This is a genomic window from Paenibacillus pinihumi DSM 23905 = JCM 16419 (assembly GCF_000422505.1).
Classification (GTDB): Bacteria; Bacillota; Bacilli; order Paenibacillales; family Paenibacillaceae; genus Paenibacillus_D; species Paenibacillus_D pinihumi.
In genome coordinates this window covers 143370-169631 of record NZ_KE383869.1, presented here as the reverse complement: position 1 = coordinate 169631, position 26262 = coordinate 143370, and the positions used below count along the sequence as shown (strand labels likewise).

Genomic DNA, 26262 nt, shown 5'->3' with positions numbered 1-26262 from the left:
TGATGAACAAGGCAATGTAATCAGCAAGGCACTCCCGTACCACCAACCGCCCCGGTTGCTCCTGATTAATCGGGGCCTGATACCTCCGATTGCCGAACTTGAACCAGACGGAATATGGGTGCTACCGGGCAAGCTGCCAAATAAAAAAGACGCATGACAGGAGTCATAGCGCCCTGTTCTGATAGCCCTCTTCCCTCTCGAACTTCCGCCGCATCAGCTGGCGGTACTCTGTGGGCTGCATATCCATGGCATCCCGGAATGCCCGGGTAAAGCTTTTATAGCTTTCATACCCGACCATTGCAGCCACCTCGACGATTTTATGCTCCGTCTCCGCCAGCAGCCGCCGGGCTTTATCCAGACGCACATCGCGCAGGTACTCGGCAAAGCCCTTGCCGATATTCTTTTTAAACAAATTCGAGAAATAAGCATAATTAAGGGATACGTGATTCGACACCATCGCCAGGTCGAGCGGCTTGTGGTAGCTCTCGTGTATAAAGCGGATGGCTTCATTCAAGTCCTGCGTATTGCGGTAACTGCACTTGAATTCATAATAGAACTGGTTCAGCCGCAGAAGCTGCTGTTGCAGCGCCTGAATATAATCCCGGATGCCCGGATAATCGAACAGATTGCTCAGGCATTCAATATCGAGCGCTTCTTTCCCCATGTAGGGGCTGATGACACGCTCATATTCCTCCAGCATCTGCACCGTGGCCCGGCATAGCTGCTGCGTATACCCAATGTGATAGCGCTGCAGCACATCCTTGTTGAACAGCATGGAGATGCCCTTTGTGATCTCGCTGCTGTTCTTGGTCCCGACTAACTGGAACAAGGCATATAACGCTTCATAGGGAAGCTGCCACTGCTGCTCAAGCCGTTCCAGATGCACGGGCAGAATGCAGCGCTTATCCGGGAACAGGTAGCTGTGCCGGTACAGCTCCAGCACTTGTGTATAGCTGCTTGGCAGCGCCTTCAATCCCTGCTGCGGGCTGGTCATGGCAATCATCTGTCCGGTCTTGAGCGCGGCAGTCATAGCACCCGTATCGACAGAAGCATCCACAGCCAGGATCAGATAAGGACGGTGTTGAAGGCAGATACAGCCCTCTCTGCCATAAACGCGGTAGGCAATGGATTCAAGGCTGTGGGCGCTGCTGGCTCCCGGCTGGTTAATCCACAGCTCCTCCCGCAGCAGGCACAGGCGATAGTTCCCCCACAGCTCCGGGTTTTGCCGCTCGGTCTCAAGAACCCAAGCCCCATCGCTTTCCGCACCCTGCATATACATGCCGAGCTCCTTGCGCTCCGTTTCCTGGGCACGGCGGGACACATGCATCATATTGCGGGACAGCTCCTGCCGCGTCCGGATCTCCTGCCAGGCCTGCTCCAGAGCAGCCTGCAGATCCTCCCGCTTCACAGGCTTGAGCAGATAGCCCTTGGCCCCCAGTCCAATGGCCTTCTGGGCATAGGCAAAGTCACTATAGCCGCTAATAATCAGGTAATCGACCTGGATGCGCTCCTCTTTGGTGTGCGCCATAAGCGTTAGGCCATCCATATCCGGCATCATGATATCCGTAATGACCAGTTGGATGCTGTGCTTGCGCAGCAGCTCCAGCGCCTCTACCCCGTTCGCGGCACAGTAGATAGTCTCAGGCTGAAGCGGGGATTGGCGCAGCATGGCCTGCAGGCCATCGCGTATATGCTTTTGATCGTCCACAATCAGAATGTTGATCATGCTCTACCACCCTCCAAGGTTCTCATTTTCCCAAGGCAAGCGTATCGTGACACAGGTATAATCGCCCTGCACACTTTCGATCCACAGTCCGCAGTCTGTGCCATAATGCAGCTGCATGCGCTTATGCACATTTTCCAGACCCAGGCCGTTCTTACTGGTGACTATCGGCGTATCCGATTCCCCCCGCAGCACGGCCTGCAAACGCATCAGCATTTCCGGGTCCACACCCGCGCCGTTATCGCGTATATCAATAAGCAGCAGATTGTCATTCTCTACACGTACCGAAATCTCGATATCCACACTGCCCCCCGGCGGTGCCGCGTGATGTACGGCATTTTCTACAATAGGCTGCATGCACATTTTCGGAATTGAATAGCGAAGCACCTCTTCCGGGAGATCCGCGGTCAATCCAATACTGCCGCCTTCCATGAAATTGATAAATTGAATGTAGCTCCGGATGTTGGCAAGCTCTTCACGGAGGGCGACAGTATCGCTTCTCCACTGCATGCTGTAGCGGAGCTGCGAGCCCAGTGACACCAGCGCATCGGCGATGGCAGGCTGCCGCTGAACCTCCGCCAGCATACGGATCGATTCCAGCGCGTTATAGAGAAAATGTGAATTGATCTGCGAATGCAGCGAGTGGAGCTGTGCGTTTTTGGCAATGAGCTGCTTATCCACCACCTGCGTCATCAGCCGCTTGATCTCATCCAGCATTTTATTATAGTTGACGGCTACCTCGTCGATTTCATCACCAGTTTCATGCTCACCAAGGCCGGTATGAATTTTGGCATCCAACTGGCCTTTGCGCACCTGGCGCATGGAGTCCAGCACGCTGTCCAGCCTGCGGAACATGCGCCGCGTTGTATGCGAAACCAGCAGCATAATTAGCAGCAGCACCAGGAGTGTTATGGCTACTACAAATAGATACCAGTTCCGCGGGTCCTTCATCAGGGCCTGATGAGAGGCGATATCCACCACATAGGCGTCGAGCGGAGCGATATAGCGGTACAACGCGTAATAGATATGATCCCCTGCTTCGACCTTAACTGGACTGTTCTGCTCCAATACATCCAGCTTTCGGTGAATGCTGCCCAGAATTTCATTCAGTTCCTCTCCGGCATTTTGGACAAACTCATGCCGGGGATTATATACCGATCGGGAAGGATTGGTGCCATCCATCACAACAGAGAAGAAATCTCCCCCGCTCTCCTCCAGCAGCTCGCCGAAAAATACATTGTGACGGGTGCGAATCTCCATAATGCTGGGGCGCTTCTGCTGCTGGCCCTGAAGGCGAACCAGCCGGTAGTAGGACAGCGTTTGCTCCCCATCCTGAAAGGCAAACAAACGGTAGGATGCGCCGCCTTCATCCCGGAGCGTCATCCAGTAATCCTGCGGTGAGAATTGGTCATAATGATAAATCTCGGGCCAGATTTCATGCAGGTTTGGATTATCAACATAAAAGCTGAGCTGGTCCACCAGCTCATGGCTTTGAATCATCGTACGCATCTGTTCAAACTGAGTTTGCCTGAACTTCACCAGACGCAGACCTTCCCCGCGTATATTGGAGTGGATAAAGTCCACAAAAGCCTTTTGAGTCAGCGCAGTAGAGGAAGCGTTCTCAATCATCTCCATTCTGCTTCGCAGCTGCTCGTTGAGCCGGGAGACATGGCTGCTGCCATTGGCCATAGCATCCTTATACAACTGGGCCTCCTGCGTGCGGATAAACAAAAAGGAAACCAGAATTGCAGGGATGGCAATCATCAGGCTAAAGGCCAGAAACAGCTTTTGAGAAATGCGGGAATTGCGGTACAGCTTCCTCATTTTAGTAATCAGTTCCTTCATTTAACTGTCCTCCCTGTCTCTGTAATATACCATATATTACAAGATGGGAGGTAGGCAAACTGGTATAATGACCGGTCTACTAGAGCTAATAAGCAAGGAATACCGGCTGCCTATTCGGCAGCCGGCGGCAAATTTTGTTACTCCGCCATTCTGGCTTTGCGTGCATCCAGCTCAGTCTGGCGGTATTCCATAACCTTGTCAAAGCCGTAATTCGTGCGGCGTGCAAGGTAACTCTCAAACGTTTTATCAAAGGCTGCTTCATCTTTGGCAGTGATCAGCTCCGGCAGCACTTCCTCCCAGTTTTGAGAGATGCGCGACCAGGCTACCGCGACATCCGAATCACCCTGCGGGTCCAGCCCCTTGTAAATGCCGCTCTCAATATCCGCCTGGGCGTTGGCGAACTCCTCCATTTGCTTGATGACAGGTGCTTTCTCCGGCCTCCACTGGTTAATAATGACCGGATTTCTCACCATCCAATAGGTGTCCATGATACCATATTCCTTCTCCATCTTCTCAATATCAGATTCAAGCAGTTGGATCATCTCCGCCTTCAATTGCGGCTTGCCATCTGCCATCTCCCATGTCTCGCCTTCCTTGCCAAGGAAAAGATCCCGCTGGCCTTCTTCACTCGCCAGGTAGGTCAGGAAACGAATTGCACGTTCAGGGTTTTTGGTATTTTTGCTGATCATCGTAACCATCCAGCCATCCATATTGCCCGGGAACAGCTTCGCCTTGTCTCCCTTGCTATTCTGCGGTCCGTCTACAGCAATATAGTAGGAGTCCGGGTTGGCACCTGCAGCCAGCATCGGGTTGGCTGCTACCATTCCTGTCCACTCGCGTACCATCATGAAATAACGGGCATTGTTCGTTTTCTCCTCCACCTGCGTATCGGAATCAACCAGGAAATCCACATTAATCAGTCCGCGTTCGTAAGCCGTGCGGAAAGTTTTGAGCCATGCAATATAATCCGGGTCAATCATGCGGTCATTGACTTTGCCCTCTTTCTCATAAGGCACAGCGAGCAGGTTTTGCAGGTACTCGGTCATCCCGTAAGGCACATTACCCTGTGCAAAGAAAGGACTGATCGGCTGGCCCTTATACTGGGGATATTTATCCTTGATCAATTGCAAGGCGTTCAGGAACCCCTCCGGGGTGCTTAAGTCCGGTTTGCCCATTTCCTCATACAGATCCTTGCGCACCAGGAAGGTCTGGTTGGCAGCTGACCTGCCCGTCTCATGCATCAAATTAGGGCTGTAGGAATCATTCGGGACACCGTACGTATTGCCATTCTCCTGACGATACCACTTCAGCGTTCCGTCCCCCGCTATTTTGAAGAAGTAAGGGTCGTACTGTTCGGCGAGTTCATTCAAGGCATACACATGGTCGCCTTCCCACAGCTTTTTGACAGCGTTTTCCCAAGAGCCCAGCGTAATCAGGTCCGGCAGCTTGCCGGAGGTCATCATTAATGTGATCTGCTCGTTCGCTTCGCCGGACGGAACTTCAAGCTTGATGTTGACCCCTGTTTTTTCCGTTACATATTTGGAGGTCAAGGTCTCGCCCCAGCTATGCGCATACCAGTTGGCGCCGACGAACCAGGTTAAATCCACAGGGCTGGTATCCAGCTTCCAGGCAGGCTCATCGGGATTTGCTTTTGTTTCGCTCGGTGGCAGCGGCTTATTGTCCCCACTCGGGGAATTCGGGGAATTGCCATTGTCCTCAGACCGGGTACAAGCGGCTGTGCCCATCACCAGTATTACGGCCAGAATGAGGGCCATGAATGATTTAACGGAGTTGCGCTTCATTGCATAATCATCCTTTCTTTCGATCGCTATATTTTTTATCGTTATATCCTTCGCCCATCTCCGTAAATGCTTCGATCAGCTCTTGACGCTTACCCTTTAATTGCGCCAATCATGGCGCCTTTGACCAGATAACGCTGAATGAAGGGATAAACTAACAAAATCGGCAGCGTGGCGACCATCATCGAGGCGAACTTGATGGAATTGCTCGGCAGCCTTGCCCCGAACTGTGCCATCGCCTGTTGCTGCATGAATGACATGGAGTTTTCAGCAATAATCTTATAGAGCATCGTTTGCAGCGGCAGCTTATCCTGCGAGTGGATATAGATGACTCCCTGATAATAATCGTTCCAATGATAGACCGCCGAGAACAGCGAGATCGTGGCGATAACCGCCATGCTGTTGGGCAGTACGATTCGGAACAGGACACCGTAATCCGAAGCGCCGTCGACCTTCGCCGACTCCTCAAGACTTTCCGGGATCGTGCGGAAAAAGCTCATGAAAATGACCATATTAAAAAACGTGTACATGGCCGGAATGATGAAAACCAGGAAATTATCGTATAAGCCGAGCTTCGTCATCAGGATGAACGTAGGGATCAGCCCGCCTGAGAACAGCATCGTAATCAAAGCAATTTTGAGATAAACCTTGCGGCCAATCAACTGGGTCTTGCTCAATCCGTAAGCAACTATGGCCGTGAACAGCACATGCGCTGTTGTCCCGATCACTGTCCGCAGCGTGGTGATGTAAAACCCGTTCATCAGGCTTTTATCATTAAATACAACACTGTAGCTGGCCAAGGATATATCCTTGGGAAACCAGTTGACCGTGCCCAGCACTGCCTGCTCCGGGGCATTAAGCGAGTTGATGAATACAAACCACAACGGGTACAGCGTAATAAAGCAGACCGCCAGCATTACCAGCGTGTTGACGACCTCAAATACACCGATGCGCTTCATCCTTCTGCGCAGCTTCATCTATCTTCCCTCCCCCTTATGAGAAAACCTCTATTGAAGCCTTTCGAAGCATGTTGAATCCGATTTCATAAAAGATTGTCATAGCATTCTGTTGCTGGATTCCGTTACAGACTTTAGCTGTGCATTTCCATTAGAAATAAGCTTAAAAAATACTATCTCCCGTCAGTTTTTTGGACATGTAATTGGCCAGGAACAAAAGCCCTAATGCCACAATCGAGCGGGCAAACAAGACCGCCGTCGAGAACGAATAGCGCCCGGACACCAAGCCCATGTTGTAAATGTACAGGTCCAGACTTTCCGCCATTCTCATATTCATGTTGTTCTTGAGCATAAAGATCTGCTCAAAGTTGCTGCCAAGGATTCCGCTGACCGCGAGAATAAACAGGATGGCAATCGTTGGGCGTATGCTCTGAATCGTAATATGCCACATCCGCTGCCAGCGGCCCGCCCCATCCAGCTCTGCCGCTTCATATAACGCCGGGTCAATGCCCGCGATAGCTGCGATGTAGATGATTGCACTCCAGCCGGTTTCCTTGAGCGTATCGGAGAAATAGGTAATCCACCAGAAGTATTTGGGATCACTGTTAAACAGAATTTCACGCTCCTGAAGCCCTAATGCCATCATCAGCTGGTTAATGACACCGCCCTCGCCCAGCCAGTTAAGCATAATGCCGCCAAAGATCGTCCAGGCGATAAAGTGCGGCAAATATGAAATCGTTTGCACCGTACGTTTAAAACGAATACTGCGGATTTCATTCAGCAGCAGGGCAAACAGGATGGGAATGGGAAAGCCCAGCAGCAGCTTGATGCTGCTCATCCCGAGCGTATTGCGGATCGATCGCCAGAAGCGCTCATCGGTCACAAAGTCCTGAAAGTGCTTTAGCCCGACAAAGGGAGATTCCAGCATGGGCTTGGCGATACTGTAGTCCATAAATCCGATAATGAGCCAGAGCATGGGAATATAACAAAAAATCAGCATCCAGATGATGCCGGGGATGACCATGCTTTGCAGTTGCCATTGCCTCAAAAAAGTCTTGATTTGACCTGATCTCTGTTGAAACATATTTTGCGCCCCCTTCCTCTTCATCGTATGAAAATGGACATCGGAAAAAAAGGGCATCATTTTTGACCCTATCCCATTTTTTTGGATTTGTTTGACCGGGCGTGAAATTTAAGTATGCTGGGAGTAAATGAGAGGAGTGTGCACAGGATGGAAAAGCTGATCTGGCAGCAGGATTTTACTGATCGTAAGACTGATTTGAAGGCATGGAACATTCACCATGGCAACGACTTGCTCGATAACGACGGCAATGCGATTTGCCCGGGCTGGGGGAACGGCGAGCAACAGTTTTATACGGGAAATCCAGGCAATTTATATATCGATGAAAATGGCTTGAACCTATGCGCGCGATGCGAAACGACCGAATTAGAGGATGGGCGGAGCTTTGATTATACCTCGGTGCGTATGGATACGAAAGACCATATGTCTTTTTGCTACGGCAGGCTGGTTGTAAGAGCCAAGCTTCCGGTAGGTCAAGGGCTGTGGGCCGCCATCTGGCTGCTCCCGCAGGACTCGGTATACGGCACTTGGCCCGCCTCCGGCGAAATCGATATTATGGAAACCAAGGGCCGCCTGCCCGGACAGGTATCTGGGACACTCCATTATGGCAAGGATATGGACAACAAGATCATGGATGAGTCTACCTATCAGTTTGAGAGTGGCACGATTAATCAATTCCGTGATTATACGCTCGAGTGGAATGCCAGCTCTATTAGATGGCTGGTAGACGGGCATTGCTATGCCGAGAAACGGCTGAAGGCAGGAGTCACTCCGTTCGACCAGCCGTTCTATTTGCTGCTCAATCTGGCCGTGGGCGGATGGTACGATAATGTAACGGTAGATGATGCGGCATTGCCGGGGGTGCTGACTGTGGCGGGGATTTGGTTGTATGAGTAGAGTAGATTCGGCATCCGTATAAATTACGGATGCCTCCATTTTTAATCCTCATATGTATGAATGAACACTCAACCGCTAGCCCATGATTATTGGGTTATTATTTCTCAATAATCTCCCAGATCAGCCCGTCAGACGAGTCTGCCAGTATTTTGCGGATTGCAGCCTCAACAAGCTCAAGTCCAACGCTATACTGCTGAGGATACTCGCATTATTCCCTGTCAAAATAATCATCCGGCAATTGCAGTTCTCTCAAACCAGCCTCAAATTTTTCCCTAAAATTAGGGTTATCCTTATAATCCGGCCATGCATCCTTATAATAAGGCAAGAGCTTCTCATGAGGGATAATGCCCCAATATAAAATCGTATACTTCATCACGTCCTTGCTGCTGCCTGCCAGCAACTGATCAATGACTTCCCAGTTTGCCGGTTTGTCCTTGCAATTGCGGGTGGCATAGATAGCGGCTTCTTGCATTTTGGGGTCGTCGTGGCATAAAAATGGAGCAAAGTTGTGGAAGGCAGCCGCGTCAGCAGCGTCCAAAACATAACCTGCATGACGCAGCATTTCCGGATCTTGAACCCTCCCAAGACTTTGCACAACAACTTGTATACATTCAGCTAAATAGACAGATTTGCTGTGCCCGTGCAGTATCCCCAGAGCATGCATGAAATCCTCATCTCTTTCAGATTGCAGCAGCTTCAGGAGATCTCCCCTTCCCGCTTTCAAAGAGGTTTTGCAAATAAGCCGAATGGCTGTGATGCGGTGCTTGGAACTATGCTCCACAACATGCTTTAAAAATTTCATGGTTGGCTGCGAAATTTTCTTAAACTTGAACATGGCTTGAAGCGCTTTTAATTGGGTCTCTTCATTGGGATCGTTCTGGTAGACCTGTATTAGTGCATGTTCATCACCCGGCATTTGGTTGCCGAACCACCAGATATCGTAATCGAGAATGATTTCATCCAGCCAGCGCTCATACCAGTCCAGAATACTGTCTTCATAGACAAAGAAGAAAGGGTGGTCAGCATAAACTTCTGACGTATACACGATTTTCCCCTTGTGGACTCCATCAAGTACAAGATACATATCGTATTCGCAGCCTTGAGTACCAATGCACAGCATGCCGCCCAGCACCCGGTTACGGGCATCGTCGTATTCCGTATCCGGAATATCTTCATCATGAATTAGCGCTCCGACCAGATGATTCCATTCCTCTTTTGACATTTCGGGGTACAGGACGCATTTTGCAGCGAGTGCATGTTCATCGGTATAGGCGGTTGCTTTCTCAAGCGGATACAACCCATAATATGGCCCGGCTCCCCCGTTTCCGACTTTGGTTAAAAGCTGTGCATAAGGCTCCGGCAGTTTGATCTGATGCTTGGCTTGCCAGTCTGCAAGCTCTTTTTTCGCAAGCTTTTCATGAACCTTGTATTGATGCGAGGAGGCGCCAAATACCACTAAGCCCGCATCCTTGCGCTTGGCCTCTTCGAGTTTTTTCTTTATTCGGTTAAACCGGGTTTCCTTCTTCCAAAACAACATCATGAACCCTCCTACCCTGTGTTGCAGAGGCTTTCTTCGACAGCTTCAAGCTTAAGATGATGGTGTGTTGAACCAAACTACAAGTACACTAATTTAATTTATTATGGGAAATAATACTTTTGACCAGATATATAAATTCTCGAGAATTACAATGATGAAAATAACATATACAACATACTTGCTAAGTATTTTTTTCCTTTTAAATCTAATTTTTCTCGAAGTAAAAACGGTTCGCTGTTCATTTATTAAATGTTCATTAGCTACAGGAGTCGTCACTCCATATGATGCAATTTTTGAAACGACTAAGCTGAATAGGATAACCTGCGATAAGTATCCAATTAACATTTGAATGACACTCACTATTTTTAAAATGCCCTTAGGTGAAAAATCACCATATCCAACTGTAAAGAAAGTCACAGCACTATAGTAGAGAGCATTTTTTAAACTAAGATAATATTTATATTTATTTTTAACTCTATCTGCAAACTTTACTTCCCCAAGATTTAAAGTTTGATACTCATTGACAGGAATTGCAATATAGTTGCCTTGGGGATCTTCATACCTTTCATTATTAGATTCGAAATACGGCAAGGAATATGCTACCTCTGTTTGTTTTCTGGCCGCATTTGAATATCCTTGATACAAAATGCCAAAGCCAACGACAACCAGTATAACGAAAAGGGTCATTTTAACTGTTATATATATTAAACTTCTTTTACTATTGGAATGAATAAATAATATAAATTCAGTTACTCCTAATAATGAAAATATAATTACAATCGTAGGCGGGGCCCAAAAAAATAATTGTCTTTCATTAAAAACATAAATTCCTGTTGTGAAAAATATAGTCGTAAGCCAAGTTACATACACTGCGATCACTCCTAAGAGTGATCTTTCTTTCAAGTAATATATATAAATGATTACGCTCAAGATAAAATTAATTACAAGTAAACCAAATGAAACTTGTGCAAAATTACTTTCTCCCCATCCTCCATTATCCTTCCTATAAACGATGATATCCCAAAGTCCTGCTTTTAAATTTCGGGCCTCTTCTTGCTGAATCAAAAGGTCTGGTAATTCATGATACTTTTCCGACACCACCACCATGCCATACTTGACTGCCAATTGATTCAAGCTCTGTTTCCTCTCCCGATCCAAATATACAATGTAAGAAGTATCGCCCGGTATTTTTTCCAGGTATACACGCTTTCCTAGTAATAAGCTCTCGTAAAACTCTTGAGCACGGTTAATCAGATGATCTACTGATTCCCCCTTAAAATACGCTTTAGAAACTCCGACTGTAAGACCTGTTTCAGTTTGGGACAGCTCTTCTTCTTTGTAGTCTTGCAGATACTTTCTGTAGTAGTCTATACTCACACCATATAATTTGACTATTGTACTATTTTCGACTTCAAGGGTTTCAAGATCAATAATAGAACTTACATTACTCTCAACGACAACTCTATTTTCATGATTCTCTGCATATCCCTTGAGAGTAAACAAAAACGAACTTAACAATACTATTACTAACAACATAATGTTCGTTTTTACTTTCACGTTCAATGACTCCTCCATTGTGATATCATATAGCACTAATTTCAATATCGTAAGAATAGGTTGCTTTATTTAGCGCTTTTTCTTTTATAGCTACAACTGAAAGCCAAAGAAACCACCCCTGGCCATGGAGCGGCTTTCTTTGAATAGAGCTTCTCAAAATCCTGCTCTAATCTTTGCAAAATAGGCTGAAGCACGTCATCAGAAGCCTTGGCTAATGGTGAAATTCCTGCTCGAAACAAGGAATCCAAGTGCAATTGGGGCTTTCTCCATGCGGAAACAAAGCTTATGGCGCTGCCCGGGGTTTGGATGATACTGTTATTCCTATTCAACTTTCATGGCATGCACTTCGTCTGTATTTTAATAAGGTCATGACCAGAGCTAGCTAGCAAACCCATGAATGGACAGATATCTAATTGAGTTACCGACAATAATCATTGTGGGAGGAGTCTTTACCTATGTTCCTTCGTAGCATTGAGCTGCTAAGAGAAAGCAACAGTGAAAAATCCGATGCGTATCCTTTTTCCATACCTTCTATAAAATCTTTTAGAAAGCTTGAGCTCCGTTCAAATGTCACCTTTTTTGTGGGTGAGAACGGCTCCGGAAAGTCGACTTTATTGGAATCCATCGCATATCAATGCGGATTTAATACGGCAGGCGGCAGCAGAAATGACAGTTACGAGGTAGATTCCTCAGAATCGGTACTCGGGCCTTTTATCCGCCTTTCGTGGCTTCCCAAGATTACGCACGGCTTTTTCTTGAGAGCAGAAACCTTTTACCAGTTCGCTTCTCATCTTGATACCATACCAGACAGCCTTGAATATTATGGGGGGCGTTCGCTGCATAAGCAATCACACGGTGAGGCGTTCCTGTCTGTATTTAAGAATAGATTCGGGAAAAGGGGCATTTATCTTCTGGACGAGCCGGAGGCTGCTCTTTCTCCGGCAAGGCAGCTCGCGTTTCTGCGGGTCATTCATGACTTGTCGGGCAGTGCCCAATTTATTATTGCCACTCACTCCCCCATATTGCTTGGTTATCCTGATGCACAAATCCTAGATTTTGATTCACACCCGGTGAAGGAAGTTCAATATGAGGACACCATCCAATATATTTTGACCAGACGGTTTCTTGAGAACCGGAAAAGGATGCTGGACGAGATATTTAATGATTAAAGGATGAGCCGCATGCACAACATGATGGTGTAAGACAATTTGCACCAAAGGCTGACGATTCCGGTGCCAAGGCACTGTAAAACGTCAGCCTGTTTGATTTTAATTGGCCTTCCAAGGCTTTCCTTAAATGAAGTCCTTTTGGTTTTTCGCCTGTACACCAATCATACTTTACGAACCGCAAACCAGAGTTCGATATAGTTAAGGCCGTCCTTATCGCCGGTCATTTCGAACTCGATCCCGTCCGCCTGCTCATAGCCAGCCGTAGGGAGCCATTCGGTGTAAAAGCGTTTATATAACGTTTCGATTGTCTCGCCAAACTGATCCCATGGATGCGGCTCTGACGGGAAAATCGCCCATGTGTACGAAGGAATCGTCACCGTGTTGTACCCTTCCATGTTGCTGCCTTCACCTTTGAAGGCGCACAGCATGTACGGGAACGTGTCTGGCCCGGTCTTCCTGTAGCTGCATACCGCATGAACGGGATGCAAATTCCGGCTGACGAATGACGGCAACTCGCCTGCACATGCTTCAAGCCGCTTCACAACGCCGTTCGCGAAGCTCTGCTCCCACAGCTTTGCCGGTGTCTGGGGTGCCTCACCTCCCCCGTCAACGCGGAATACACCTTCAATGCCGAACACTTCAAAGCTTTCCTTCGTTTCTATCCGATAATTCATTGCCTCTGCCCCTTTTATGGTGATAAGGAAGGATAGACGAGGATAGGCTTTGAGCGCAATTCCCTCCTGGCGGGCCATAGCCGGTGTGATCCCGTGCAGCGCATGGAAAGCCCGCGCGAATGATACTGGCGATTCGTAACCGTACTTCAACGCGACATCGATCACCTTCGTCAGCCCGCCATGCTGCAGCTCCAGCGCGGCAAGTGTCAACCGCCTCCGCCGAATGTACTCTGCCAGCGTCACGTCCGTAATGAACGAGAACATCCGCTGGAACTGATACGACGAACAGCATGCCATGCGGGCCGCTTCCCTCAACTCAATCTCCCCGGTCAAGTTTGCTTCAATATAGTCTATCGCCCGATTCATCCGCTCCAGCCACTCCATCTCATTCCCCCCTTTCGAATTCAAGTATAGGCGAGGCAGAAGATAGCTTCGCAACATTTTGTGCCCTAAGAAGTTGCATCATTTCAAATTTGCCGCTGCTTGTGATGCGGCTCAGCATATTCGTTGTTTTATTTCTTTGGACAGCAGCTTTTAAGACTTGAGTTCTCCGGGTTTCCGGGACTCGGAACGTTCCTGCCCGTATAGCATATCCATATGCTCAATATGGGCTGTTCCCCAATCGTTTAAGGCCTGTAATACCGTACTCAAACCTTTGCCATATTCGGAAATCGAATATTCCACCTTTGGAGGGATTTGGTTGTAAATCTCCCGATGTACGATATCGTTGTACTCCAGTTCTCTTAATTGCTGGGTGAGCATCTTTTTGTTTATATCCGGTATGGCTTTTTGGAGCTCGCTGAATCTCATCGTGCCATTGGAAATGAGCTGGAGCAGAATGACAGATTTCCATTTCCCCACTAAAATGTCCAGTGCCGACTCGAATTTGCAATACTCTTTCATGGAGCCCTCCACTTCCCTTATGCTATGTAAGGTAACTTTTTATTAACTAAGTTTAGATAAAGTGCCTACTTCCTTAAATCAAGCATCTGCGTCTATTATACCTGTAGTGGATATCGAAAAAGTAGTCAGGGAGGTTGGAACCGTCCATGGATATTGTAATTTGGATCATTCAAGGGCTCGCAGCATTGGGTTTTGTCTATTCGGGGTGGTTAAAAGCGTTTCAGTTTGAAAAAGCCAAGGAATCCTGGGGTTGGGTAAAGGACGTTCCAAAAGGGTTCGTCATCTTTATCGGGCTGGCCGAATTATTGGGGGCACTCGGAATTATTTTGCCTCAAGCGACGAATATTGCGCCTGTTTTAACGCCAATTGCTGCGGCCGCGCTTGCCGCAGTCATTCTGTTTGGCGCCTTATTTCATGTGACACGCAAGGAATACCGGGAGATTGGCGTGAATCTTGTCTTCTTCGTTTTAGCTTTGTTTGTAGCTATTGCTCGTTTTTAAGCCGACTTTATAGTGGAATATAGCCTATCGGACGCGGCTTGGAGCTCTGTATCAGATGCACAGAAGGCCGCCGAAGTCATCGACGGCCTTCTTGCTGATGATTCCACTATTCTTCTCCGTTAGTCAACGGTTTGCAGCAGCTTATGTGAAATAGCAGATCGTATCGCCCCTTGCTATTGCAAGCTTATTCTACGGAGGTTGATGATTTGCCCGCTCTGGCCGATGATGCAAAAAAACTCATCTCGACAGGCGAGGCGGGCCTTGATTTTGGTTTGCCCGTCATTTGTTCGGACACGCCGTCCTGAACTTCATCCGGGCCCTCCCGCCGCCGGTATCTCCCCTCCTCCAGCTTCATGTCGATAAAATCGACGACCTGCTGCAAAGAGGAAATTTGGCTGACGATATTTTCCCGGTGGCTCCTTAAGTGCTCCACCAGTTCGGGATATTCCGCGGGGTCCGTATCGGCGGAGACCGCCAAAAAAGGGCGCATTTCTTCCAGCGGCATCCCCGTTTTTTTCAGGCAGGATATCAGCTGGATTGTATGAATGCCCTCCTGCCGGTAGATGCGGTGCCCGTTATCCTTCCGGTCTGCCCTGGGCAGCAGCGCAATCTTCTCGTAATAACGGATCGTGTCTTCAGAAATCCCCGTTTGCTTAGCGGTTTGCTTTATCGTAAAAGTTTGTTCTTTCTGCATCCTGTCCCCCCAGAGATTAATTTTATGTGCATTATACATCTTGGTGCTGGCTCTAAGTCAAGGTTCTTGTCTTTGGGTCAAAGTCTTTGTTTTCCCGCCTTGACTTGGAGTCGGCTCCAAGTTATAGAATGTGCACGATCAGGGAATATCCCGATAACAGGAGGAGACGTGCAATGAACAAGAGCCAACGTGAAAATATCGCATTGATTACGGGTGCAAGCGCCGGGATCGGGTTGGAATTAACCCGGAGATTGCTGTCGGAGGATTGGCAGATAGTTGCTTTGAACCGTTCCGACTTTCCGCCGGACGATATGAGAATACAAACAGCGGTCAAGAGTGGATGGCTTCGAATTTATAAAACGGCTGATCTAGCGGACTATGCCAGCTTGAGACGGACTTTGGAAGTAATCAAAAGCACGGAGCAGCGGATCGATATTTTGTTCAACAACGCCGGCGGCTCCTTTTCCGAACTGAGCTATTCGCAACAAGGACGCGAAAAGCATTATGAACTGTTGACGGTCGTCCCGTATATCATTCTGATGGAATTAAAGGAACTTATGAAAAGAGGCCGCTTAAAAACGGTGATCAACACCTCATCTTCAGTGTTGAAATTTACGAAGGCGTTTAATATCGAAGTCCTCGAGCGCCCCAAAACCTTCCGTAAACTGCTTGGTCCTTACGCCACCTCAAAGCTGGCGCTTTCGTTATGGACTGAGGCCATCGCGCCCCAGCTTGCCAAGGACAACATCAAGATCCGCATTGTTGACCCTGGCAGCAACAATACGCTAAGGAAAGGAAAAAAATCCGGACTGCCCATATTGATTGAACTGTTAATGAAGCTGTTTTTCTCTCCGCCTGGCCACGGCGCCAACAAGCTGTATGAAGGGGCTCTCGGGGAACACTGTAATGAGACTGGCGTGTTTCTGATGAAAGGCCAGGTTGCGGAGTTAAAATTTAAAGATCAAGCGCGGAATGTTTTGGAAAGATTGAATACGATTTATGAACAAGAATTTTTAATAAGCAATGGTTAACTATGCTGCTTTATGGACCTGCCCGAAAGCTTGATGGCCAGTAACGATTTTTAACACCCTCGTGGCTTCCCAACAACCAAATTTTTCGCTGTTACTTATTGCACAGCTAAGCATATAATCATCTATAGATCAAAATCAAAGGGCGCCCGATTGGACGCCCTTCCGTCTTGCATATTTGTTTCTTGTGCATTGCAATAAGTGATGCATCCGATGCTCTATTTGAGCATTTGATACACTTGTTCAACATCCTTGTCCCCGCGGCCGGACAGATTGACGATAATAATTTGATCCTGATCCATCGTCTGAGCCAGCTTCTTCGCGTGCGCAATTGCATGCGAGCTTTCCAGGGCAGGGATAATGCCCTCAGTGCGGGACAGTTCCTGGAAGGCCGCCAGCACTTCCTCGTTGGTGACCGTTGCATATTCAGCCCGGCCGCTCACCTTCAGGTGGCTATGCTCCGGCCCAATTCCCGGATAATCAAGTCCTGCGGCGATCGAATAGGTCTTCTTCGGCTGTCCTTCCTCATCCAGCAGCACCAGACACTTGAAGCCGTGAATAATGCTCGGGACACCTTCGGTTAAGGATGGAGCCTGCTCAGGCTCCACACCGATCAAGCGGACACCCGGCTCTTCAATATAGTGGGCAAATGCTCCAATCGCATTGCTGCCGCCGCCCGTGCAGGCCACCACCGCATCCGGCAAACGGCCTTCTTTCTCCATAATCTGCAGCTTGGATTCTTCGCTGATGATCGCCTGAAAGTGCTTGACCATCGTTGGGAACGGGTGCGGGCCAACTGCGGAACCGAGCAAATAAAATGTATTTTTATAGTTGAGAACCAGATCGTTCAGCGCTTCGTCTACCGCGTCCTTCAGTCTTCCCTGGCCTTTATTAACCGGCACAACCGTCGCGCCGAGCAGCTCCATCCGGAACACGTTAAGCGCCTGCCGGCGCGTATCTTCCGCTCCCATGTAGATGACGCATTCCATATTGAACATGGCGCAGGCCGTTGCTGTAGCAACACCGTGCTGTCCGGCACCCGTTTCCGCGATGATCCGCTTGGCGCCCATCCGCTTGGCGAGCAAAATCTGGCCAATCGCATTGTTGATCTTATGCGCTCCGGTGTGGTTCAGATCCTCGCGCTTCAAGTAGATCTTCGGGCCGCCCCAAGCCTTGGTCAGCCGCTCCGCATACGTGAGCGGATTCTCGCGCCCGACATATTCGCGCAGGTAATAGCGAAGCTCTTCTTTAAATTCCGGATCATCCTTTAACTTGTTAAATTGCTCACTCAAATAACTCAACACTTCCTGCAATTCCGGCGGGACGAAGCTGCCCCCAAACTCTCCAAAGTATCCCTCTTGCTGAAATTGCTGGTCCAAAGTAAGCGCCCCCATTAAGTAAGATAGAAATGGTGTTTCGTAGCTGTTATTTTACCATATATTATAGCAGGCCTGAATTGCCTTTGATCTCCCGAAATTCAGCGTACATGTAAGCCGCTATATTTTGCCTGTATCCAAATTTCGGCCCTGCTTATGGTACTGTTCTTCACACTATCTATAACGTCAAAATTATGACACTGTACCGAAGGTGATTTTCATACCAGCTGCATAGGTGGCAGCTGTCGATGAGCTAAATTTTTCTGACAAATAACTTTCAGCTTCATATTGGCGCTCAGCCTCTTCAGGCAACATTCCTCGCTCTAATAGACTTCGTACATAAGGGTCACGATCTCCAGGGTGGCTGAATTGCATGGCATCATAAAGCATTGATGCCTGTTCCTTGTCTATCGCGGGATCAAGTACATTTACCTTATCGCTGACTCTGCACTGTACATCACGCAATCCCAGGCGATTGAAATACAATGGAAGTTTTAAGCCGATATTGCCATCTTTACCTGTACGCTTTGCATCCCGTTCAAATAACTCTTGTAACAATCCAAGCGGAATGGCACTCGATTGTTCAATTCCCTCAAAGTAAAAGCTGGCATTATTGCTAATCCAGTGAGGCTCAAAGGAGATAATTTTCCCATCCCGCTTCACACAACGAATCATTTTCTCAAGTACGTTCATTGGATTAACCATATGAAGAAGAACGCCATGACAGACAGCAATGTCATATTGTTTTTCTAGTTGAATGGTATGAATATCCCCGATAATAAATTCTGTCGTATACGGCAGCCCTTTGAACATTTTTTGTGCAGAGTCGATTAGTTTGGCTCCGGCATCAATCCCGGTATACTTTGAGCCATCGGGCAATATTGGCAGCAGCCGAAGACCGAGATGACCGAATCCGCAGCCAAAATCCACTATATGAACAGGCTTATCTATCTTCCATACTGTATCAACCAGAAATTTAATGTAATCGTCATTGTAATATAAGCTTACAGATTTTTTCAAATACTCGATTTGATTATCCCAATAGTAGGTCTCCACGATCAATCTCCTTAAACTTTTTTCAAGCACCGCGGTCGCTTAAAATAAGCGTACAAGAAATTTCCATAAATTAATAGACTGATATAAATTTTTATTATATACTATTATTTATCTATGCCTTCTTTAAGTGACTCTTTACAAAGTCATAAATTTACGGTTCTACCGCAGGTAACAGCACAAATGATGTGCTGTTTTTTTGTTTACTTTACATATGTAAACAGAAAACCGATGTAGCATAGCTATATCGGTCCCCTAGTTCTTTGCTAATCTTTTGTTGATCATTTATTCCACGTATTCGCGGATGGCAAGTTACTTTTGAGCATCAAGAATGAACATCGACGCATCCTGTCCCATGAATAGGTTACTTCCGGTGTAAAAGGTTCTGGATTGAATTTGCTTGAACCCGATCTTCGTCATCTTGCCGGCCAGCTCATCCTGATCGAATCCGTTATGAACAAGATCAGATACGACATTTTCATTTTATTAAAATCTGCGATGAGCAAATGTCCGCCTTCACCCAAAATATCAAACAATCGGGATAACACAAATTCATAATCATCGATATGAAGCAAAACCTGAGCCATAAAAATAAAATCGGCACGCAACGCCGACAAGACCGGTTCCGCACCCAAAATCGATCGCATGCTTATTTTTGGCATCAACCAAATAGTCACGGATGGCATCCGATGATACCTTGGCGATGTGGACTCTTTCCGGCGTATCATATACATCCGCTATCATTTCGAACTTGTTCGTATTCCCCATATTCACCTCTCCAATCTCTTTCATCCTATTTGTTGTTCATAACAAGCTTATATTTTTTAAAAATCCAAGAGTCAATCAAGTCATTCATCGCATCATTGCTTATGCGGACAGATGGTTTTTGCTCTTGCAAAGCATCTGCTGCCGGTACCGAAAAGCGAAGCGGCTTTGTCACCTTCTTGATATGGTCGGCTATTTCATTAAAGAATGCATACTTAACGGCTGATGCTCCCGAATATCCTCGTATATATAATATTTTCCTGTCTCATCCTCCAAATCAATTTGAAAACCCTTGGGGAATGAAAGCATGACACAAGGCAACTCGTCTTCCGCCCATTGCTGGTTATAGGGAAAGCTGATCCCTTCATTTCTGACAAAGAAGCCGCTGCTTTCAGTGCCAGCGGCAAGAGATATGGAATATAGAAAGTGAGGGAAGTATTCGGGCCTTTCCTGCATGGTAAAATACTGATAAAACATTTTATAAGCCTCGTACACCTGCTTTTGATCATGCTCGGTCCGGGCATAATTCGTACAATTAAATTGTGCCTGTTGCTGCTCCAGGAGTTTCATAACACTTCCAAATTCATCTGGGGTCAGGAAGAATTTAAGCTTATAGAATCCGCTGTGTTTCAATTTATTCATTTGTTTCACCGCCAGCTATAGACTCGAAGTCTGATACCTTTTCCACGTGAAGCACATTTTAGCTCCGCTGTTCAATGATTGCCTTAGCGCTTGTACACCGGAAAATGGAGCTCAACTACATTGTCCGGGTGATCGGAACGCTCCCCGGTGTAATACTCAAATCCAAACGAATCGGCGATTCCATAGCCGGAGCCCGACAGCCATGCACTATAAAAGTAATCATAAGCTTTTGATAGCCCGGATACAGGCCCTATATAGGTAACCACGGCATACGTGCGGGCATCGATATTTTTGCGAATCATGCCGTCTGGGAGTTGGGCAGTATCCGGGCTCACCTGCACGCCAGCTATCCACTGAAACGGGTCCTTTGTATAATCATAATTCGGTGGATCGATGAACAACCCATAGCCGCCGCTATCGCAGCGGACATTAGCAAGCTCCTGTACCCGGCTCCCGAAAAATTCATTCATCAGTTTGGGGATAATACCATTGGCCCTGTTGTCTTCCATTGTAACGCTAGTCGTCATTCCAGCTATCGTAAATGCTTCCTTTGCCTCAATTCTTACTTCCATTCTTGAGCTCCCCTTTTAGATTGGATTTAGTTTGAAGCTTATTACCGGAATCACTGTGGTCAGATTGTATACCGGGTTGGAAGGATCACCATTCAAAAAAATTATCCTCGATCAGCGACTCGAATGAGTCCGCCAATAACTTGATCTCCCCGGTATCATGATGACAGATGAGAACTTGTCCGTCCTGACTAATCATAATCGGATCACCGGAGCCATCCATAGAGATGACATAACCGGTTTGCAGAACCTCTGCAAAGGGAAGTTCCCTGAACTGCTCCCGGAACCCGAGCGTCAAATCGACAACCGTTTCATTTCCGAGACTAGAGCCATTAGAGAATGCATGTACGGCAAGACCTGCATACGCTCCCCCAAACGTTCTGATAAATTGTATGTAGTCCTCATGAAAGCTTATATTCAGCTGCTGATGAGCCTTGTCAATTTCCTCTTCGCCCGCCGGAATGCCTACTAATGTGCTCTTATCCTCCCTCTGCAGGAAAGCTTTTAATCTTTCCATTAACGCATCTTTCATAGGCCAGTCTCCTTCTCTGCCAGAGGCTAAGTTCAAACCCTCCTATGTTGTAAAAAAGGCCGTCGAAATGATCGGCGGCCTGGTCTGGTTGTAATATGTCTATTTTAACATAGGCTATGGAGTATTCTATGAAAATACGTTGATCCGATTGCCGTCCGGGTCGTAGAAATAGAACGACTTATCCTGGAGCGGGGAAACCAGCGTGCACCATTTTTGTGCTTTCTGATAGGCTTTCTTCAGGTTATGACGCTCTACAAAAAAGTACTGGCGCACACCAGGCCTGCTGGCAGCGGGATTTGAGCAGTCTGGCTCATGTACAAGCTGCAGGATGTTCACGATTGCGCCGCTATGCCGGTAATTCCCCCGCATCATCGCATGCCCGTCACCAGACACACGACCGGATTTTTTCAAACCGAGCACTTTGGTATACCATTGTACAGACCTTTCAAGATCACTGACGCCGACGACTGGCATATCACAACTGTAAATTCCTGAACCTGCCTGCCCGACATCGGAGTCTTTTCCTTGCGTAACAGTCAGCCGGTTGCCATAGGGATCGTACAGATGAAACCATGTTCCCCCACGCTCCTCAAACAGGCTGCTTGTGCGGATACCGTTTTCTTGAGCGTAGGCATATGCAGCGTTGACATCCTTCGCCTTGAGCTGCATGCGAAAGCTATCCGCTTGTCCCCTGATCACCCGGAAATGCTCTTGATCCTCCGACACTGTAATCAGGTGCAGAGAACCGCGACCATCCGGGAACATCATAAGAATCCCTTTCATCGATGGATGAAGCAGGCAAGGGCCCGAGCCGGGCTTCGGCTCAAGACCAAGATGATCTGCATACCATTGTACCGCTGTCTCCAGAGAACCATCGGGAATAGAGATATGCGTTTCATCGTATTCGAACAACAGCGGTTTGGGCGGGGCAGGCGGCGGATCTGTCTCCTCGCCCGCGACGCAAAACGACTTCACATCCACATTCGAACGGAACGCTGATCCGATTCCGGCCTGACCTATTACGTTCAAAAATTTGCCTTCCAAAAACAACCGTTCTGTTCCATTTACCGTCACTCTCATGAAATCAGGTTCAATCTCCCACACAAAATGATTCCATTCATTGACGGGAATCCTCCCGTTCATATTGTTGTACGCCGCGCCTTTGGACGGCTCTCCACAGCGCAAGGAATCATGGTTACGCTCCCAGTTAAAAATGATTTGCCCTTTTGCATACTTGAGCCTAATGTTGCTGGAATCTGTCCGGGCCACCGCTTCAATCCTTACCGGAACCTTATAGGCTCTAGGGGTGAGCACGTATGTTTTGTCCAGATGATGCTCCTGGTATAAAGACAGCCCGTCATTTGTTTTAGTTGTGTAGTTTTCAATGTTGGCGGTCAAATCTGATAATTTTTCTTCCAACGTTATTTTCATATCCGTCTCCCTTAGGAATTTAGTGAAAAATAAAGAGCGTTCTTCCCAGAACCTTCTTTTAATCACTCCCGCTACGAACTGCTTTTCTTAACACTTACCGTTCAATCACTCTCACACTAGACGGAATCATTTCCTGATTAACCGAAATGTTGTAGTCGCCATAGCTCCGAGCCGACTTGCTTGGATCCTTCAATTCGGTAGTAACTGCATCGAATAGTGTCTGTACTGGGATGTTTCCCATCTTGGACGAATGTTCGAATATAATTAGCTTCCGAGTGCCCATCAGGCCGCGCGCCGCTGATCGATCGTGCTCGAACATGTTCGCGAGCGATTCCCATAGCAATTCCAAATCGACTTCCGAAAATCCGGTTTGACTTGCCAGCGGAGCGGATACAAATCCGTGTGCACGATATAAACCATATGGAATCGTAAACTTTCTTCCCATCGTACGGTTATCGCCACCTTGTTTATCGGCCTCTGCTTCCGTCGCTACAGCCATTCTGGTAATGCTATGCTCGAGCGAAACAATTGGATCGATCGATCTGGCAAACGTAAGCTGTACAGGGCCCCGCACCTGACCGGCATTTGGACCGGTGGATAGTACGGCCCCGAACGTGCGAATATCATAAAAGTTTTGACACATAAATTGTCTTGCGCGATCAATCTCCTTGCCTTGTCCTTGTCCGACTTTATTCCGCTTTTTACCGTCCTGGGGGTCAGCCGGCTTTTCATTCAAATCAATATCTAAACTAATATAGGCTTGTTCAATTGTCTGGTTCAAAATCGATTTTTCTCTTACAAAAATTGAATATGGCGGCTGTTCCTCCATCCTTAAGCTAACATAATTGCGTACTTTTCTCTTCAAGCTAACATCCGTAACCAATCCATGTCCCGTCTCGGGGTCAACTCGCGGCAAGTTGCCGGCATCGGGATCACCGTTGGGATTTCCATCCTGTACATCAAAGAAAACGACAAAATCATATCTTTTGTTCAACAGATCGCTCATGCTCTTTCTTCCTCCTTGATCATGGTTTCGCTATCGGCATTATCGGCTGCTTCCGCCTTCTTGCTCGTAAAAAAGTCCTGTCGCTGATGGTAATAACCCAGGGCGAACATTCCTTGCTCTTGTAGATTGAGATGGGCCGGAAAATTTTTCAGCTTACCCATGATTTCCATAAGCAATTTTTCAAAACTGACAACACGTCCTTTGCTGTCGAGTTTAGCCAAATGATGATTTTTTAAGCGTAGAAGATTTGAAAACACCGTAACCGGCGTTGTACAAGCTGCCCCGTAAAATCTTTCTCGAATCGTGGCTTTAATTGTTGGATTGGCCTCTTCTTGAATTTTTTCCAATACGGCAAATAGCCTGCCGAGATGATAACCAATCGACGTTTGATGAGTGTCCAATACTATTCCTACCTCCTTATAACTTTGGTTGGGATAAAACCGCAAATAGCGGTTTAGATAACCCTTAATCAAAGCTGCTCGTACAGGCTTCACGCGATATTCCGTATCGCTGCGAATACGACGTAACGCTGCCTGCAACAACGTTACCGGATACGGTGTCCCTTCTAATATGGAGCGCATGAACTCGCCTGCTAAGTTCGGCGGGATATTTTCGCTCTTATCCTGGACGGCAATGTTGACCAGAATTCTCCATATCGAATAGTACTCCGGCTCCTTCGCAGGCTTCGTGATCGCTAAATCCTCGAAGTATTGCCTAATGCGGGTGGCAAATTCGGACACGGTTGCAATCTGCCATAACCGGATAGAGATGCGCGCCATATTCGGAGATAGACCGACAATATAAAAACGTGTCTTACTGCTGTCCTCCACGTAGGCTCCTGAATGAACGGATTGAAGCAAGGCATTGATTTTCTCCGTTCCTATGTCGGGATTATCCTTCGGGGGCTCCTCAAAAAACGCGGAGAACTCCGATTCGAAGTCACTCTCCTTTTCAGCCCAGTATACAATTGACATGTCGCCAGCATTTAGCTTCTGTTTAGATTCAAGCAGCATGTTCAATGCCTTTGTATATTGAGTAGCCACTTTTTTACTGACAGGTGCGTTCAGACTTTGCTTTTTGCCATACGAGGTAAAAGCCTCTTCATTGAAGCTTACGATGCTCGCTCCGGCCGACTGTGCGCCTCGTATCCCTTTAATAACCGGATGTGTAATAGCTACCGCAACATTTTGCTCTCCCGTAATCAAACAGGTTGCTATTACTGAATGATCAGTGCCCTCTTCCTCTCGCTCCAAGGCCGAAGCAACTATCGGCGATTGGAATACAATCGGATATGGGGTCTCTTTGACGCGAAAACTTACTCTGACGCTACCTGTCCCTAACGGCTCTCCATACTCGGAATGTTCCATCGCCAGTTTAAAATGATTACGATCTTTCAGCCCCTGCTCCAGAAAAGCGCGCACCGCCACAACGCTGGCATCGTCTGTTGGCCCCAACCATTGGTCGATAGTGTCGATCATGCTTTGCAGATGCAAATCGCCTTTCGGCCCCAGACCAAGAACGAATTTGGCGTTATCCCAGAGCAAGTTAGCGTCCGTACCACTGTTTGTATGCTTCAAGGCTTGATTGCCGATGTTCGGGAGCTGGAATGGGCGAGGCTGTTTTTTCTTGCCTGTTCCTTCTCGTAAATCCGCAATGTCACACAGCTGGCCATCCCGCTCCAGTTCAAACAGAAAATCAATCCCGCCCCCAATCCAGCCGTCTGGGGCGATTTCTCCAATTACTGCTTTGCGATCATAATACTCCTTTAAAGCGTGCAAGATCATCCTCTCACCTCGATTTCCCGCCGGTCGGTATTTACAATTCCATTCTTCATATATGCCCGAAAAAATAACGGTGATGGGTCGGCATGGTGGTAATCAAAATTCATATCGTACAGCATAAAACCTAAATCCCTCGTATCTTGAATGGGCTGCGTCGGCTCTTGCTCCGGATTTTTAATCAGCCGGAAATCGCAGGCAAACTCTCTGCAACCAAGGTACGGTCGGTGGAAGCATTGTCCTTTCCGCGCCCGTCTCTCGAACATAGCCGCATATTTAGCTGGATTCTCGTCCAGTCTGACGATTTCTTTGCGTTCCTTCTCATCTGCCCAATGCTCCTCCCCGTGTGGATGATTGATTGCGCGCTCTTCAGGGGGGATAAACTCAAAATACCCGTAAATACGGTAACGCGTATCCCTCAGCAATAACCCCGCACGTTGAATTCTTTCGCTTACCGCCATTCCCATAGGTGGACCAGGCATGCCCGCCATTTGTCTGGCCGTAGGAATAGCAGCTTTCTTATCCAGTTCATTTCTGCGTACACTGATCCATTTGATTGGATTCAACACTTCTATTTTCGTAATATGCCAACGTATCGCAGGCTTCCACAGGATGGCTTCAAAAATAGCCCGCGCAGCCGAAGGCGTCATGATGTCGTAGCTTACCCGCTCCGCTTTCATCTCCGGGCGGGTAAAACAAGCATACTCACCCCATATCTCCAAACACCAACTTTGCAAATTAAGCCCT

The 26262-nt window shown here is 47.5% G+C and carries 24 protein-coding genes; 4 read left to right on the top strand and 20 right to left on the bottom strand.

The window, feature by feature from the left end; translation table 11 throughout:
• Positions 1-163: 163 nt before the first annotated feature.
• The 5 genes from H583_RS0129820 to H583_RS0129800 all read right to left on the bottom strand — a co-directional run bounded on the left by H583_RS0129820 (position 164) and on the right by H583_RS0129800 (position 7407).
• Entirely contained in the window at positions 164-1726 is a 1563-nt protein-coding gene (locus H583_RS0129820; protein WP_028563681.1) for a response regulator transcription factor, read from the bottom strand.
• A gap of 3 nt (positions 1727-1729) precedes the next feature.
• A complete protein-coding gene (locus H583_RS0129815) occupies positions 1730-3568 on the bottom strand; it encodes a sensor histidine kinase (RefSeq protein ID WP_028563680.1) in 1839 nt (612 codons plus the stop codon).
• 137 nt (positions 3569-3705) lie between these two features.
• Entirely contained in the window at positions 3706-5370 is a 1665-nt protein-coding gene (locus H583_RS0129810; protein WP_028563679.1) for an extracellular solute-binding protein, read from the bottom strand.
• Positions 5371-5459: 89 nt separating this feature from the next.
• The gene (locus H583_RS0129805) at positions 5460-6344 is read right to left on the bottom strand and encodes a carbohydrate ABC transporter permease (protein WP_028563678.1); all 885 of its coding nucleotides are present in this window, start codon (positions 6342-6344) and stop codon (positions 5460-5462) included.
• 142 nt (positions 6345-6486) lie between these two features.
• On the bottom strand, positions 6487-7407 hold the full coding sequence (locus H583_RS0129800; protein ID WP_081667661.1) for an ABC transporter permease: 921 nt from the start codon (positions 7405-7407) through the stop codon (positions 6487-6489).
• A gap of 147 nt (positions 7408-7554) precedes the next feature.
• On the opposite strand from H583_RS0129800, the gene H583_RS0129795 reads away from it, so the two are divergent.
• Positions 7555-8301, top strand: a complete 747-nt coding sequence (locus tag H583_RS0129795; RefSeq protein WP_028563676.1) for a glycoside hydrolase family 16 protein — start codon at positions 7555-7557, stop codon at positions 8299-8301.
• Positions 8302-8509: 208 nt separating this feature from the next.
• Here H583_RS0129795 and H583_RS0129790 read toward each other — a convergent pair whose 3' ends face one another.
• Together H583_RS0129790 and H583_RS37760 are read right to left on the bottom strand one after the other, a co-directional pair.
• Positions 8510-9841 carry an SMI1/KNR4 family protein gene (locus tag H583_RS0129790; protein WP_245586035.1) on the bottom strand — a complete coding sequence of 444 codons (1332 nt, stop codon included), beginning with the start codon at positions 9839-9841 and terminating at the stop codon, positions 8510-8512.
• Positions 9842-9931: 90 nt separating this feature from the next.
• Positions 9932-11395 carry an ion channel gene (locus H583_RS37760; protein WP_245586034.1) on the bottom strand — a complete coding sequence of 488 codons (1464 nt, stop codon included), beginning with the start codon at positions 11393-11395 and terminating at the stop codon, positions 9932-9934.
• 455 nt (positions 11396-11850) lie between these two features.
• On the opposite strand from H583_RS37760, the gene H583_RS0129780 reads away from it, so the two are divergent.
• A complete protein-coding gene (locus tag H583_RS0129780) occupies positions 11851-12564 on the top strand; it encodes an AAA family ATPase (RefSeq protein WP_028563674.1) in 714 nt (237 codons plus the stop codon).
• 161 nt (positions 12565-12725) lie between these two features.
• On the opposite strand, the gene H583_RS0129775 is transcribed toward H583_RS0129780, so the two are convergent.
• Both H583_RS0129775 and H583_RS0129770 read right to left on the bottom strand, forming a co-directional pair.
• The gene (locus H583_RS0129775) at positions 12726-13622 is read right to left on the bottom strand and encodes an AraC family transcriptional regulator (protein ID WP_028563673.1); all 897 of its coding nucleotides are present in this window, start codon (positions 13620-13622) and stop codon (positions 12726-12728) included.
• 150 nt (positions 13623-13772) lie between these two features.
• The gene (locus tag H583_RS0129770) at positions 13773-14141 is read right to left on the bottom strand and encodes a winged helix-turn-helix transcriptional regulator (RefSeq protein WP_028563672.1); all 369 of its coding nucleotides are present in this window, start codon (positions 14139-14141) and stop codon (positions 13773-13775) included.
• 146 nt (positions 14142-14287) lie between these two features.
• Between H583_RS0129770 and H583_RS0129765 the strand changes: the two genes are divergently transcribed.
• Positions 14288-14641, top strand: a complete 354-nt coding sequence (locus H583_RS0129765; RefSeq protein WP_028563671.1) for a DoxX family protein — start codon at positions 14288-14290, stop codon at positions 14639-14641.
• Between the two features lie 184 nt (positions 14642-14825).
• On the opposite strand, the gene H583_RS0129760 is transcribed toward H583_RS0129765, so the two are convergent.
• Positions 14826-15335 (bottom strand): MerR family transcriptional regulator, encoded by a 510-nt coding sequence (locus H583_RS0129760; RefSeq protein ID WP_028563670.1) that lies wholly within the window; start codon positions 15333-15335, stop codon positions 14826-14828.
• A gap of 173 nt (positions 15336-15508) precedes the next feature.
• Here H583_RS0129760 and H583_RS0129755 point away from each other — a divergent pair, with 173 nt between their 5' ends.
• Positions 15509-16366, top strand: a complete 858-nt coding sequence (locus H583_RS0129755) for an SDR family NAD(P)-dependent oxidoreductase (protein WP_028563669.1) — start codon at positions 15509-15511, stop codon at positions 16364-16366.
• A gap of 215 nt (positions 16367-16581) precedes the next feature.
• Here the strand turns inward: H583_RS0129755 and trpB are convergent, their stop codons facing one another.
• From trpB to cas5c, 10 genes are all read right to left on the bottom strand, one after another.
• The gene (gene trpB / locus H583_RS0129750; protein ID WP_154666033.1) at positions 16582-17757 is read right to left on the bottom strand and encodes a tryptophan synthase subunit beta; all 1176 of its coding nucleotides are present in this window, start codon (positions 17755-17757) and stop codon (positions 16582-16584) included.
• Between the two features lie 174 nt (positions 17758-17931).
• Positions 17932-18795, bottom strand: a complete 864-nt coding sequence (locus tag H583_RS0129745) for a class I SAM-dependent methyltransferase (protein ID WP_028563667.1) — start codon at positions 18793-18795, stop codon at positions 17932-17934.
• Between the two features lie 413 nt (positions 18796-19208).
• Complete coding sequence (locus H583_RS37755) at positions 19209-19469, bottom strand: methyltransferase domain-containing protein (protein ID WP_245586033.1); 261 nt, start codon at positions 19467-19469, stop codon at positions 19209-19211.
• A 280-nt stretch (positions 19470-19749) separates the two neighbouring features.
• Entirely contained in the window at positions 19750-20199 is a 450-nt protein-coding gene (locus tag H583_RS34790; RefSeq protein WP_245586032.1) for a hypothetical protein, read from the bottom strand.
• Positions 20200-20282: 83 nt separating this feature from the next.
• Positions 20283-20771, bottom strand: coding sequence for a GyrI-like domain-containing protein (locus H583_RS34785; RefSeq protein WP_051237232.1), 489 nt, complete (start codon positions 20769-20771; stop codon positions 20283-20285).
• 85 nt (positions 20772-20856) lie between these two features.
• Positions 20857-21300 (bottom strand): SMI1/KNR4 family protein, encoded by a 444-nt coding sequence (locus tag H583_RS0129720; RefSeq protein ID WP_028563665.1) that lies wholly within the window; start codon positions 21298-21300, stop codon positions 20857-20859.
• A gap of 126 nt (positions 21301-21426) precedes the next feature.
• Complete coding sequence (locus H583_RS0129715; protein WP_028563664.1) at positions 21427-22731, bottom strand: VOC family protein; 1305 nt, start codon at positions 22729-22731, stop codon at positions 21427-21429.
• Positions 22732-22825: 94 nt separating this feature from the next.
• Positions 22826-23737 carry a type I-C CRISPR-associated protein Cas7/Csd2 gene (gene cas7c / locus H583_RS0129710; protein ID WP_028563663.1) on the bottom strand — a complete coding sequence of 304 codons (912 nt, stop codon included), beginning with the start codon at positions 23735-23737 and terminating at the stop codon, positions 22826-22828.
• On the bottom strand, positions 23734-25515 hold the full coding sequence (gene cas8c / locus H583_RS0129705; RefSeq protein ID WP_211228369.1) for a type I-C CRISPR-associated protein Cas8c/Csd1: 1782 nt from the start codon (positions 25513-25515) through the stop codon (positions 23734-23736). The genes cas7c and cas8c overlap by 4 nt, the downstream gene beginning before the upstream one ends.
• Positions 25516-25517: 2 nt before the next feature.
• Positions 25518-26252, bottom strand: a complete 735-nt coding sequence (cas5c, locus tag H583_RS0129700) for a type I-C CRISPR-associated protein Cas5c (RefSeq protein WP_028563661.1) — start codon at positions 26250-26252, stop codon at positions 25518-25520.
• Positions 26253-26262 lie beyond the last annotated feature (10 nt).